The following is an 11991-nucleotide window of genomic DNA, read 5'->3' as shown; positions in this document are numbered from 1 at the left end:
AAATAGCGCGCTATTCGCCTCATCAGATCGATAAACTTGCCTCGAAATCCGAATCTCTCGCGACGATCGGTCAAATCCGACAGGCTCCTAGTCGAGTCAAGAGGGCGCAGGCGTCAAGGGTGGCGTGAGGCCGGCGGTTTCGTCGCCCTCGGTCGGATCATCCTCGTCGGTCTCCTCCGGGGCTTCGGCCTCGATCCAGCCGCGCTCCCGGTAGTAGCGCAGGGCACCCTCGTGGAGCGGCGCGGAGAGCCCTTCGCGGATCATCGCCTCGGGTTCGAGCCCCGACCAGGCCGGGTGAAGGGCGGTGAAGCGCGCGAAATTGTCGAACACCGCGGCTACCACGGCGTAGACCTCTTCCGGGTCGGTGGCCTCGGTGGCCACCAGGGTGGCCCGCACCCCGAAGGTGGTGATCTCCGGCTGGTCGGCGTAGTACGTAGTAGAGCCCGGCGGGAATGGTCGCCCGACTGAAGTAGGGGGCGTCCTCCAGCAGGGCATCGACATAGGGCCCCTCCACGTCCACCAGCACCGCATCGCAGAGATCCACGGCCTGGCGGATCGAGGTGTCCGGGTGGCCCACCGTATAGACCATGGCGTCGATGTTGCCATGGCAGAGCTCCAGGGACTGCTGGTCGGCGGGGAGCTCGTTGACCAGGGCGAAGTCGCCGTGGGTCCAGCCCCGGGCCGCCATCAGCTGCAGCATGGTGCCGCGCTGCCCGGAGCCGGGGTTGCCGATATTCACCGCACGGCCGGCCAGGTCGTCGAAGGCCTCGATCCCGGCATTGTTTCTCGCCACCAGGGTGAAGGGCTCACTGTGAATCGAGAAGAGCGCCCGCAGCTCCTCGTCGGGGCCCGCCTCGGCGAAGCCCTCCCTGCCATGGACCGCATGGTATTGCAGGTCCGACTGGGCCAGGGCGATGGAGACCTCGCCGTCCCGCAGGGCCCGCAGGTTGTCCACGGAGCCATCGGAGGGGCGGGCCCGACAGGGCTGCGCCACCAGCCGGCAGAGCACCTGGCCGGTGATGTGATAGACCCCGGTGGGGCTGGCCGTGCTGATCACTAGCGGAGAGGGCTCGGCCAGCGCCTGGCGGGGCAGCGCCAGGAGCAGGGCCGTCAACAGGGTGCTCAGCACCACAGGGACGAGACGCCGGGGGGAGTAGGGCTGGGTGCTCATCGCGGTCTCCTGCCGAGTCGCATTGCCTGGTCTGCCTGGAGTCTAGCAGCCCGTCAGGCTTAGCGCCGATCGGCGGGGAGACCCGGGCTTTCCCAATGATAACGATTGTCGTTATTGATGGTAACGGTGGCGAACGTGCCGACATCCTCTGCGTCGGCGTGCAGAAACCGCCAGAGGGGTTCACATCGAATCCATACAGGACTAAAATGGTCCCCAATCGAGGCGCGGCCCCTTCGGGCCGCGCGCTACCCAGGAGGGCAGCATGCTCAAGCTTTCGCGGCTGACCGACTATGCCGCCGTGGTCATGGCCCAGATCGCTCGGCATCCCGAGCAGCCCCATGCGGCCGGGGAGCTGGCCGAGGCGGTGCAGCTGCCGCATCCCACGGTCGCCAAGACCCTCAAGATGCTGGTCAAGGCGGGGCTGCTGGAGTCGCGGCGCGGCGCCCAGGGGGGCTACTCCCTGGCGCGGCCGGCATCCAGGATCACCGCCATCGACATCATCACCGCCATCGAGGGGCCGGTGGCGATGACCGAGTGCAGCCATGCCGAGGGCGAGTGCGACCTGGTCGCCACCTGCGGCGTCTCGGACAACTGGCAGCGGGTGTCGCTGGCCGTGCGCACGCTGCTCGACAGCGTGACCCTGGCCCACCTGGCCGATACCGCGCCGATCAAGCTGCCGGTGCAGCTGCCCATCCAGAGTGTGACCCTGGCCGCCGACACGGCCTGAGTCGCCCACAGAATCAACCCGGCGAGCCCGCCTCGCTAGCCCAACCGCCCGGGAGGGGAAGACATCATGGCAAGTCAGGAAATGGAACAACTTGTCCGTCGCGAGTACAAGGAAGGCTTCGTGACCGACATCGAGAGCGACACGCTGCCGCCCGGCCTCGACGAGGACACCATCGCCTTCATCTCGAAGAAGAAGGGCGAGCCCGAGTGGATGCTCGAGTGGCGCCTGGACGCCTACCGCAAGTGGCTGACGATGACGTCGCCCTCCTGGGCGCACCTGGAGTATCCGCCCATTGACTACCAGGCGATCTCCTACTTCAGCGCGCCCAAGCGTCCGGAGGATCGTCCCCAGAGCCTCGACGAGGTCGACCCCAAGCTGCTCGAGACCTACGAGAAGCTCGGCATTCCCCTGCACGAGCGCGCGGCCCTGGCCGGCGTGGCGGTGGACGCGGTGTTCGATTCCGTCTCCGTGACTACCACCTTCAAGGCGAAGCTCTACGAGGCGGGGGTGATCTTCTGCTCCATCTCCGAGGCCATCCGCGACTACCCGGAGCTGATCAAGCAGTACCTGGGCACCGTGGTGCCCCAGGGTGACAACTACTTCGCGGCGCTCAACTCCGCGGTGTTCACCGACGGCTCCTTCGTCTTCGTGCCCAAGGGCGTGACCTGCCCCATGGAGCTCTCCACCTACTTCCGCATCAACGCCGCCAACACCGGCCAGTTCGAGCGCACCCTGATCATCTGCGAGGAGGGCGCCCAGGTCTCCTACCTGGAGGGCTGCACCGCGCCGATGCGCGACGAGAACCAGCTGCACGCCGCGGTGGTGGAGCTGGTGGCGCTCGATGATGCCGACATCAAGTACTCCACCGTGCAGAACTGGTACCCGGGTGACGAGGAGGGCAAGGGCGGCATCTACAACTTCGTCACCAAGCGCGGCGACTGCCGCGGCGACCGCTCGCGGATCAGCTGGACCCAGGTGGAGACCGGCTCCGCCATCACCTGGAAGTACCCTTCCTGCGTGCTGCGCGGCAAGGAGAGCATCGGCGAGTTCTACTCCGTGGCGGTGACCAACGGCCGCCAGCAGGCCGATACCGGCACCAAGATGATCCATATCGGCGAGGGCACCCGCTCCAGCATCATCTCCAAGGGCATCTCCGCCGGGAAGAGCAACCAGTCCTACCGCGGACTGGTGAAGATCGGCCCGCGCGCCAAGGGGGCGCGCAACTTCACCCAGTGCGACTCCCTGCTGATCGGCGATACCTGCGGGGCCCACACCTTCCCCTACCAGGAGATCAGCAACAGCACCGCCACCGTGGAGCACGAGGCGACCACCTCCAAGATCGGCGAGGACCAGCTCTTCTACTGCCAGAGCCGCGGCATCTCCGAGGAGGACGCGGTGAGCATGATCGTCAACGGCTTCTGCAAGGACGTCTTCCAGGAGCTGCCGATGGAGTTCGCCGTCGAGGCCGAGGCGCTGCTCAGCGTCACCCTGGAAGGCGCGGTCGGCTAATCCCATTTTTCAGAATTTCAAAGGTAATGAAGATGCTCGAAGTCAAGGATCTGCACGTCACGGTCGAGGGCAACGAAATCCTCAAGGGCCTCACTCTCACCATCCAGGCCGGTGAGGTCCACGCCATCATGGGCCCCAACGGCGCCGGCAAGTCGACCCTCTCGGCGGTGATCGCCGGCAAGGAGGGCTATGAGGTCACCGCCGGCACCATCACCTTCGAGGGCAAGGACGTGCTGGAGTTGGAGGTCGAGGAGCGCGCCCTGGCCGGTCTGCTGCTCGGCTTCCAGTACCCGGTGGAGATCCCCGGGGTGAAGAACATCTACCTGCTCAAGGCGGCGCTCAACGCCAAGCGTGCCGCCAATGGCCAGGAGGACATTCCGGCGCCGGAGTTTCTCAAGCTGGTCAAGGAGAAGACCGCCGAGATGAAGATGGACGCCAGCTTCCTGCAGCGCTCCGTCAACGAGGGCTTCTCCGGCGGCGAGAAGAAGCGCAACGAGATCCTGCAGATGCTGGTGCTGCAGCCCAAGCTGGCCATGCTCGACGAGATCGATTCGGGCCTCGATATCGATGCCATGAAGATCGTGGCCGACGGCGTCAACAGCCTGCGCGCCGAGGATCGCGGCATCCTGCTGGTGACTCACTACCAGCGCCTGCTCGACTACATCGTGCCGGACAAGGTGCACGTGCTGGTGGATGGCCGCATCGTCAAGAGCGGTGACGCCGACCTGGCCCGTGAGCTCGAGTCCCGTGGCTATGACTGGGTGCTGGAGGAGTCCGCCGCATGAGTGACGTTCAGAGCGACGTGAAGACCTTTCTCGACCGCCTGGCCGAGTTCCGCGCCGGGCGTGGCGCCGAGCCGACCTGGATCGCCGCCCGGCGCCAGGCCGGCGCCGCCCGCTTCGAGGCGCTGGGCTTCCCGACCCGCCGCGACGAGGCGTGGAAGTATACCGACGTGCGCGCCATCGCCCGGGGCGACTTCGCCCTGGCCGAGAACGCCGAGTTCTCTCCGGCCGCGGCGGCGGCGTTGACCCTGCCTCTCGACGCCCATCGGCTGACCTTCGTCGACGGCGTCTTCTCCGCGGCACTCTCCCAGCTCGACGGGCTGCCGACGGGGGTGACGCTGACGCCGCTCTCCCGGGCGCTGGAGGAGAACCACGAGGCGGTGGGCGGCCCCCTGGGCCGGCTGACCGGGGTGGAGTTCTCGCCCTTCTCGGCGCTCAATACCGCCTTCATGGAGGAAGGCGCCGTACTGCGCCTGGCGCCGGGCACGGTAGTCGAGAAGCCGATCGTGGTGCAGTTCCTCTCCCGGGCCGGCACGGCCCCGGTGATGAGCCACCCGCGCCTCCTGGTGGAGGCCGGCGGGCGCAGCCAGGCGACCCTGGTCGAGCACCATGTGGGCGAGGAGGCCGCGGCCAACTCGATGCACCAACCTGGTGGAGGAGATCATCCTCGACCGCGGCGCGATCCTGACCCACTACAAGCTGCAGGAAGCGCCGCTGGCCGACCTGCACGTGGCCAGCATCCACGTGGAGCAGGGGCGTGACAGCACCTACACCTCGTTCAACCTGAACCTGGGCGGGGGCCTGGTGCGCACCGACCTGATCAGCGAACTCGACGGCCAGGGCGCCACCGCCAACTTCTATGGCCTCTTCTATGGCCAGGGGCGCCAGCACGTGGACAGCCACACCCTGGCCAACCACAACGCCCCCCACACCTACTCCAACGAGAACTACAAGGGCATCCTCGACGACCGTGCCCATGGGGTGTTCAACGGCAAGGTGGTGGTCAAGCGCGATAGCCAGAAGATCGAGGGCTACCAGAGCAACGCCAACCTGCTGCTCTCCGACCGCGCCGAGATCGATGCCAAGCCGGAGCTCGAGATCTATGCCGACGACGTCAAGTGCTCCCACGGCACCACCACCGGCCAGCTCGACGAGGAGGCGGTCTATGCCCTGCGCACCCGCGGCATCGACGAGCCGACGGCCCGCGGCCTCTTGACCCTGGCCTTCGCCGGCGAGGTGCTGGAAGGGGTGGCCCTCGACGCCATCTCCGAGCGCGTGGAGCTCGCCGTGGCCGGCAAGCTGCCCGAGCGCTTCAACCTGGCCGGGCTGGTGGAAGCCGCGGTCGCCCTGGGCGAAGAATGATGGCGCACGGCGCCGAGACGAGGAGGAGCCTGCCATGACCGACCTGGCCACCCCTGTTCCCGAGAGCCCCACCCTGGACGTGGCGGCGATCCGGATGGACTTCCCGATCCTGTCCCGCCAGGTGCATGGCCGGCCGCTGGTCTATCTCGACAACGCGGCCACCAGCCAGACCCCGCGCCAGGTGATCGCGGCGTTCGACGACTACTACGGTCGCTACAACGCCAATATCCACCGCGGCCTGCACACCCTGGCCGACGAAGCCACCGCGGCCTTCGAGGGCACCCGGGAGACGGTGCGCGGCTTCCTCAACGCCGCCGAGCGCCGCGAGATCGTCTTCACTCGCGGCACCACCGAGGCGATCAACCTGGCCGTGAACGCCTGGGGCCGAGCCAACCTCGGGGCCGGCGACGAGGTGATCATTTCGCGCCTGGAGCACCACTCCAACATCGTGCCCTGGCAGCTGCTGGCCCGGGAGCTCGGCTTCACCATCAAGGTGATCCCGGTGGACGAGCGCGGCGTGCTGGACCTCGACGCCTATCGGGCGCTGTTCACCGAGCGCACCCGGCTGGTGGCGGTCAACCATGTCTCCAACGCCTTCGGCACCGTGAACCCGGTCAAGGAGATGGCGGCCATCGCCCACGCCCGGGGCGCGCTGATCCTGGTCGACGGTGCCCAGGCCACGCCCCACCAGGAAGTGGACGTGCGCGACATCGACGCCGACTTCTACGCTTTCTCGGGCCACAAGGTCTACGGTCCCACCGGGGTCGGCGTGCTCTACGGCAAGGCGGCGCTGCTCGAGGCGATGCCGCCCTGGCAGGGCGGCGGCGAGATGATCAAGACCGTCTCCTTCGAGGCCGGCACCACCTTCGCCGAGATTCCCCACAAGTTCGAGGCCGGCACCCCGGCCATCGCCGAGGTGATCGCCCTGGGCGAGGCGCTCAAGTGGGTGACCGGCGTGGGCCTGGCGGCCATCGGCGCCTGGGAGGCCCGCCTGCTGGCACACGCCACCGAAGGGGTCTCGCGCATCGACGGCCTGCGCATCCTGGGCACCGCCCCGGACAAGGCCGGGGTGCTCTCCTTCGTGGTCGACGGGGCCCACTCCCAGGACATCGGCCTGTTGATCGACCAGCTCGGGGTGGCGATCCGCACCGGCCACCACTGCGCCCAGCCGCTGCTGGCCCAGTTCGGCGTGGATGCCACCTGCCGGGCGTCGTTTGCCGCCTACAACACCCTGGACGAGATCGACACCTTCATCGAGGCCCTCTGGCGGGTCATCGGCATGGTGAGGTAAGGAGCCCCATGAGCGAAATCGAGCAGATAGCCAGCCTCGACAAGGGGCAGACCCTGCCGCTGCAGCGGGACGTGGAGGCGATCTCCATCCCCTTCGGCAAGACGGTGACCCTGGCCGAGGACAGCATTGTCAGCGTGATGCAGGCCAAGGGCAGCTCGGTGAGCGTGGGCTTCGAGGGGCGCCTCTACCTGATCGAGGGCGCCAACCTCGATGCCCTGGGGCTCGAGGCGCTGCCGCGGCCGACCCTGCCCGAGTCGGCCACCGAGGATGAGATCGAGCAGTTCGTCTGGGACCAGCTGCGCACCTGCTTCGATCCGGAGATTCCGGTGAATATCGTCGACCTGGGGCTGGTCTACGGCTGTCGCATCGAGCGGCTGATCAGCGGTGAGCGCATCGTCACCATCCGCATGACCCTCACCGCGCCGGGCTGTGGCATGGGCGACGTCATCGCCGCGGATGCTCGCAACAAGATCCTCGGCGCCCCTCAGATCAGCAAGGTGCATACCGAGATCGTCTTCGACCCGCCCTGGAGTCGTGAGATGATGAGCGACGAGGCCAAGCTCGAGCTCGGCATGTTCTGACGCACCACCCATGCGGGGCCTGAGGGAGGGCCATGAAGGTAGCGGTGTGGAAGGCCTTTCACGGGCTGCTGATGACCCTGGGCGCTGCCGCGCTGTTGGCGGCTCTGCTCCTCGTGGTCGCCAACCTCTGGGTACTGGCCCAGACTCACGCCCGTATCGAGCAGGAGCTGCCGCTGTGTGGCGCCGAGCGGGTCGCCATCGTCTTCGGTACCTCCCATTGGACCCGCAGTGGGGTGCGTAACCCCTACTTCGATGCGCGCATGAGCGCCTCGGCACGGCTTGTCCGGCTGGGCCGCGTCGACCACCTGCTGCTCTCCGGCGACAATCGCACGCGGTTCTACAACGAGCCCATCACCATGTGGCGCGATCTTCGCGGCCGCCAGGTGGCCGACGGCGACATGACGCTCGACTACGCCGGCTTCAGTACCTTCGATACCCTGTCCCGTGCCCGTGATGTCTTCGGCGTGGAGCGGGCGCTGTTGATCACCCAGGCCTGGCACCTGCCGCGGGCGCTGTTCATTGCCGATGCGCTGGGGCTGGAGGTCACCGGCTGCGCGGTGCCTTCGCCCTCGCGACAGGTGAGCGGGGAGTGGCGCCTTCAGGCGCGGGAGTGGCTGGCGCGGGTGGCCACCCTGGGGGATCTCTACCTGTGGGGACGCGAGCCCTACTTCCTGGGCCCGCTGGAGCCTCTGGAGATTGCCCCGCGCACCTGGGAGGCCTGGCTCTTCCCGGCTGGGGAGGGGGAGCCGGGAGGCGGAGAGAGCGCGGTGGAGTGACTCAGCGCCGGCGGGGCTTCTGCTGGGCGTAGAGCTCGCGAATCAGCGCCCGGCAACCCTTCCAGCAGCCCTCGATCACCGGTTCGATCGCGTCGGGCAGGGGGTGGGTGTAGAGGCTCGAGAGGGCTTGCATCAGCACCCGCTCCTGCTCGAGCAGCTCGCCGATCACCACCTGGCTCTCGTTGCCGACGAAGCTCTTCAGTCGGCTCCACAGCCACATGTAGTCGTCGCGCTCCACGTCGGCGTCACGGGGCAGCATGCTGAGGTGCTTGCGCGACAGCTCCTGCAGCTCGCGCATCGAGCGGCTCCTGGCCTCGTAGTGGGGTTTCAGGGCGTCGCGCAGGGACGGATGCAGGCGCTCCAGATTGTCCTGAAAATAATCAATGCTGTCGGCCAGCGCCTCCAGGACGCTGTCCATCGCCACCTGGCGATTGTCGAGAAACATGAGCGGTCACCTCCTCCGGTGACGCAGATTGTGGCTGGGGAAACACTGTTTTGCTACCCCCGGCGGCGAATAAATGCGGTCTATTGGGGACTTTTCTCGCCAGTTACGCAATTACCCCTTGGGTTTAGGCGGTGCCTTGCGGCTCGGGGCGGCATTCTTCTCGATATGCTCGATGATCAGCCCGGCGATATCCTTGCCGGTAGCGGTCTCGATCCCCTGCAGGCCTGGGGAGGAGTTGACCTCCATGATCACCGGGCCGTGGTTGGAGCGCAACAGGTCTACGCCCGCCACCCGCAGGCCCATGGCCTTGGCGGCGCGGATCGCCGTGGAGCGCTCCTCGGGGGTGATGCGGATCACGCTGGCCGTGCCGCCGCGATGCAGGTTGGAGCGGAATTCGCCCTCGGGCGCCTGGCGCTTCATGGACGCCACCACCTTGTCGCCGACCACCAGGCAGCGAATGTCGGCGCCCCGGGCTTCCGTGATGTACTCCTGCACCATGATGTTGGCCTTCAAGCCCAGGAAGGCCTGGATCACGCTCTCGGCCGCCTGGTTGGTCTCGGCCAGTACCACGCCGATACCCTGGGTGCCCTCCAGCAGCTTGATGACCAGTGGCGCCCCCTTGACCATGGTGATGAGGTCGGGGATGTCGTCCGGGGAGTGCGCGAAGCCGGTGATCGGCAGGCCCAGCCCTTTGCGCGAGAGCAGCTGCAGCGAGCGCAGCTTGTCCCGGGAGCGGGTGATGGCCACCGAGTCGTTGAGCACATAGGTACCCATCATCTCGAACTGGCGCAGCACGGCGCAGCCGTAGAAGGTCACCGAAGCGCCGATGCGCGGGATCACCGCGTCGAAGGGCTCGAGCTCCTGGCCCTTGAGGTGGATCGAGGGGTGGTGAGCGGCGATGCTCATGTAGCAGCGCAGGGTGTCGACCACTCGGGTGGTGTGGCCGCGCTGCTCGGCGGCTTCCACCAGGCGGCGGGTGGAGTAGAGATTGCGGTTGCGGGACAGCAGCGCGATATGCATCGGAGGCTCCGGATGGCCGGTAGAGGTCAGGGTTCGCCGTGCAGGAAGGCGGCGCCGGGTGCCACCAGCAGGCGGCGCAGCGCACGGCGCCCCAGCAATATGGGGTGGCGCATATTGCGGCGGTCGGTCAGGGTCAGCTCCACGGGGAACTCCAGGTCGCCCAGGCGCAGCACGGTGCGAATCACGTAGCGCCACTCCTCCTGGCCGTTGGAGCTGCGCACCTTGCGCCGGTCATGCAGGTGCAGGCGGAACACATGGGGCGGCGTGTGGGGGCCGCCGCTGCGGGTGGTGAAGCTGACCCACAGGTGGCCGTCCTCCTCGAAGGACTCGATATCCTCGGCGTGCAGCGCGGAAGTACGGGCGCCAGTGTCCGCCTTGGCGCACAGGCTCAGGTGCAGCTCCGGCAGGGTGATCATCTCGCGTCGACCGATCACCGCCTTGGGGGTGTAGGGCAGTTCTTTCATGGTCATGGTAGGTCCTTGCAGGCCAGTCAGCGCGTCAGGGCGGCCAGGCGCCGGCCGATGGGGCTCTCCGGGGTGGCCTCGCGCAGGGTCATCAGCACCGGCAGGCGAAGCCGCGGGATCAGCGCCAGGTCGCGGGCCACGCTCATGAAGTCGGCGGCTTCGCACTCGGCCAGCCGCTCGAGGAAGCGCGGCAGGCGCGCGGCGTCCTCCAGGTGGCGCCAGCCGCGTGCGGCCATGGCCGCCAGCAGGTCGGGCCCACAGAGGCCGGCATCGGCCAGCAGGGCGTCGTACCAGGCGCCGGCCTGCTCGCTGTCGGCACCGGCCACGGCACGCACGCAGGCGCAGAAGCCCTCGATGTCGCCGGCGCCGGCGGCGGCTTCGCCGCGCTCACGCAGGGCGCGGGCCAGGGGCGCCTCGATGGCCACATGCTCCAGACAGTAGCACAGCGAGATAAGCACTTCGCCGGGCAGGGCGGGCAGGCGAGCGGCGAGCTGATGACTCGCCTCGTCGTCCAGGCGCACGGCGAAGTCGGCCAGGCCCTGCAGGCCCAGGGCCTGCCAGTCGATGGCCTGCTGGCCGCTCAGGTAGGCCTCCACGGGCTCCAGGTGCTGGCTCGCCGTCAGCCCCAGGTCCCGGCTGGCATGGGCGTGCAGCACCGCCTGGAAGGGCAGCGAGGGGGTGAAGGCGAGCGGGTTGTCCTGCATCAGGTTCTCTACCGCCTCGCCCGCCTCGCCCGCCTCGCCCGCCTCGCCCGCCTCGCCCGCCTCGCGCCCGACGCTTTCCACGCTGCGCCCCAGGGTTTCCAGCAGGCGTTGCAGGAAGGCATCGCGGGGCGCCGGCACCAGCCGGCCCTGTTCGTCCAGCGGCAGGGCCAGGAACCAGATCAGGGGGTCGCGCATCTCGCCCAGGCGAAACACCAGGCCGAGGCGCGCCTGGCCCTGCCAGGGAGCCGGCCAGGGCAGCTCGCCGTCCTCGAAGGCGGCCAGGGTCGACAGCTCGCAGCGTTCGACGCGGCGGCCGAGGTGGTAGAGCCACGCCTCGGCGCCGGTGCGCACGAAGAAGTCGTGAAGGGTATGGATGGGTCGCATGCTCTCTCCGATCATCGAACCGTGCACTCTACCTTGGCGATGCCTTGCTGTCAGCAGGTCTCCCTGGTGCCGGGGAGTCGCACCTGATCAATTCTTGATCGATGGCCGCCGGGCCCCGTGAGACCGGGCTCTGCGAGGACTTTCCAGAGATTATCCACAGCCCCGTTCAGGAAAACTGTGGGCGGTGGACAACCGGGGGGCCGGGGCAGGCTCTGGGGTGGATAACCCTGGCCGGGTGGTCAGGGGCCGGGGCCAGCGGGGATAATGGTGGTACATGCACGAGAGGATTTCGAGATGAGCGTTCACCAGGAGCTGGCGGTGGCCCTGCGCGAGCTGGAGGCCACCATGCGCGCCACCGGGCGGTGGCGCATGGAGCGCCCTTCTGCGCCGACACCTTGACGCTGCCCCAGTGGCTGCGCTTCGTGTTCATCGTGCGGCTGGAGGCGCTGGTGGAGGCCCAAGCGCCGATGCCGGCGAAGTGCGAGGTGGCTCCGGCCGTGGAGGTCTGGCTGGCCCAGGCCGGCGCCCGGACCAGCGAGCGGCTGATGATGAAGCGCGCCGTGGAGACGATCGACCGGCTGGTCACCGAGAACTGAGTCCGCCATGCCTTACTACTTCGCCTACGGCAGCAACATGAACCCGGCCCGCGTCGCGGCGCGCATCGGGGCCACCCGGCGCGCGCTGCCCGGCGTGCTGCACGACCATGTGCTGCGCTTCGACAAGGCGTCGCGGGTGGCGGGGGTCGCCCATGCCAACGTGGCCCCGGCGGTCGGCG

At 68.1% G+C, this 11991-nt stretch carries 12 protein-coding genes and 1 pseudogene; 8 read left to right on the top strand and 5 right to left on the bottom strand.

Annotated elements, in window-relative coordinates:
• Window positions 1–157: 157 nt before the first annotated feature.
• Entirely contained in the window at window positions 158–1171 is a 1014-nt protein-coding gene (locus J5F18_RS19835) for a TAXI family TRAP transporter solute-binding subunit (RefSeq protein ID WP_346300225.1), read from the bottom strand.
• Window positions 1172–1433: 262 nt separating this feature from the next.
• Between J5F18_RS19835 and J5F18_RS19830 the strand changes: the two genes are divergently transcribed.
• The 7 genes and pseudogenes from J5F18_RS19830 (at window position 1434) to J5F18_RS19800 (ending at window position 8199) form a co-directional block, all read left to right on the top strand.
• Complete coding sequence (locus tag J5F18_RS19830) at window positions 1434–1898, top strand: SUF system Fe-S cluster assembly regulator (protein ID WP_346300224.1); 465 nt, start codon at window positions 1434–1436, stop codon at window positions 1896–1898.
• Window positions 1899–1964: 66 nt separating this feature from the next.
• Complete coding sequence (sufB, locus tag J5F18_RS19825; RefSeq protein ID WP_346300223.1) at window positions 1965–3407, top strand: Fe-S cluster assembly protein SufB; 1443 nt, start codon at window positions 1965–1967, stop codon at window positions 3405–3407.
• Window positions 3408–3439: 32 nt separating this feature from the next.
• On the top strand, window positions 3440–4192 hold the full coding sequence (sufC, locus tag J5F18_RS19820; RefSeq protein WP_346300222.1) for a Fe-S cluster assembly ATPase SufC: 753 nt from the start codon (window positions 3440–3442) through the stop codon (window positions 4190–4192).
• A pseudogene (sufD, locus tag J5F18_RS19815) lies at window positions 4189–5551 on the top strand (Fe-S cluster assembly protein SufD). Before sufC ends, sufD begins: the two are co-directional and overlap by 4 nt.
• A gap of 34 nt (window positions 5552–5585) precedes the next feature.
• A complete protein-coding gene (locus J5F18_RS19810; protein ID WP_346300221.1) occupies window positions 5586–6842 on the top strand; it encodes a cysteine desulfurase in 1257 nt (418 codons plus the stop codon).
• A gap of 8 nt (window positions 6843–6850) precedes the next feature.
• Window positions 6851–7423, top strand: a complete 573-nt coding sequence (sufT, locus tag J5F18_RS19805) for a putative Fe-S cluster assembly protein SufT (RefSeq protein WP_346300220.1) — start codon at window positions 6851–6853, stop codon at window positions 7421–7423.
• Between the two features lie 32 nt (window positions 7424–7455).
• Window positions 7456–8199: an ElyC/SanA/YdcF family protein gene (locus J5F18_RS19800; protein WP_346300219.1), complete on the top strand. Its 744-nt coding sequence runs from the start codon at window positions 7456–7458 to the stop codon at window positions 8197–8199.
• A 1-nt stretch (window position 8200) separates the two neighbouring features.
• Here the strand turns inward: J5F18_RS19800 and J5F18_RS19795 are convergent, their stop codons facing one another.
• The 4 genes from J5F18_RS19795 to J5F18_RS19780 form a co-directional block, all read right to left on the bottom strand.
• Entirely contained in the window at window positions 8201–8644 is a 444-nt protein-coding gene (locus tag J5F18_RS19795) for a hypothetical protein (RefSeq protein WP_346300218.1), read from the bottom strand.
• Window positions 8645–8755: 111 nt separating this feature from the next.
• A complete protein-coding gene (gene rimK / locus J5F18_RS19790) occupies window positions 8756–9664 on the bottom strand; it encodes a 30S ribosomal protein S6--L-glutamate ligase (protein WP_346300217.1) in 909 nt (302 codons plus the stop codon).
• A 26-nt stretch (window positions 9665–9690) separates the two neighbouring features.
• Complete coding sequence (locus J5F18_RS19785; protein ID WP_346302273.1) at window positions 9691–10128, bottom strand: RimK/LysX family protein; 438 nt, start codon at window positions 10126–10128, stop codon at window positions 9691–9693.
• A gap of 26 nt (window positions 10129–10154) precedes the next feature.
• Window positions 10155–11216: a DUF3549 family protein gene (locus tag J5F18_RS19780; RefSeq protein ID WP_346300216.1), complete on the bottom strand. Its 1062-nt coding sequence runs from the start codon at window positions 11214–11216 to the stop codon at window positions 10155–10157.
• 395 nt (window positions 11217–11611) lie between these two features.
• Here J5F18_RS19780 and J5F18_RS19775 point away from each other — a divergent pair, with 395 nt between their 5' ends.
• The gene (locus J5F18_RS19775; RefSeq protein WP_346300215.1) at window positions 11612–11812 is read left to right on the top strand and encodes a YqcC family protein; all 201 of its coding nucleotides are present in this window, start codon (window positions 11612–11614) and stop codon (window positions 11810–11812) included.
• The last annotated feature ends 179 nt before the right edge of the window (window positions 11813–11991 follow it).

It is taken from the genome of Halomonas sp. BM-2019 (genome assembly GCF_017584085.1).
The sequence above is the reverse complement of the archived record's forward strand: the minus strand, read 5'-3'. Positions and strand labels throughout refer to the sequence as shown.

Coding starts and splice junctions, on each gene's coding strand:
- sufB (WP_346300223.1), top strand. CDS start 1,965: ATGGCAAGTCAGGAAATGGAACAACTTGTCCGTCGCGAGTACAAGGAA.
- sufT (WP_346300220.1), top strand. CDS start 6,851: ATGAGCGAAATCGAGCAGATAGCCAGCCTCGACAAGGGGCAGACCCTG.
- J5F18_RS19795 (WP_346300218.1), bottom strand. CDS start 8,644: ATGTTTCTCGACAATCGCCAGGTGGCGATGGACAGCGTCCTGGAGGCG.
- sufC (WP_346300222.1), top strand. CDS start 3,440: ATGCTCGAAGTCAAGGATCTGCACGTCACGGTCGAGGGCAACGAAATC.
- J5F18_RS19780 (WP_346300216.1), bottom strand. CDS start 11,216: ATGCGACCCATCCATACCCTTCACGACTTCTTCGTGCGCACCGGCGCC.
- J5F18_RS19800 (WP_346300219.1), top strand. CDS start 7,456: ATGAAGGTAGCGGTGTGGAAGGCCTTTCACGGGCTGCTGATGACCCTG.
- rimK (WP_346300217.1), bottom strand. CDS start 9,664: ATGCATATCGCGCTGCTGTCCCGCAACCGCAATCTCTACTCCACCCGC.
- J5F18_RS19785 (WP_346302273.1), bottom strand. CDS start 10,128: ATGAAAGAACTGCCCTACACCCCCAAGGCGGTGATCGGTCGACGCGAG.
- J5F18_RS19810 (WP_346300221.1), top strand. CDS start 5,586: ATGACCGACCTGGCCACCCCTGTTCCCGAGAGCCCCACCCTGGACGTG.
- J5F18_RS19835 (WP_346300225.1), bottom strand. CDS start 1,171: ATGAGCACCCAGCCCTACTCCCCCCGGCGTCTCGTCCCTGTGGTGCTG.
- J5F18_RS19830 (WP_346300224.1), top strand. CDS start 1,434: ATGCTCAAGCTTTCGCGGCTGACCGACTATGCCGCCGTGGTCATGGCC.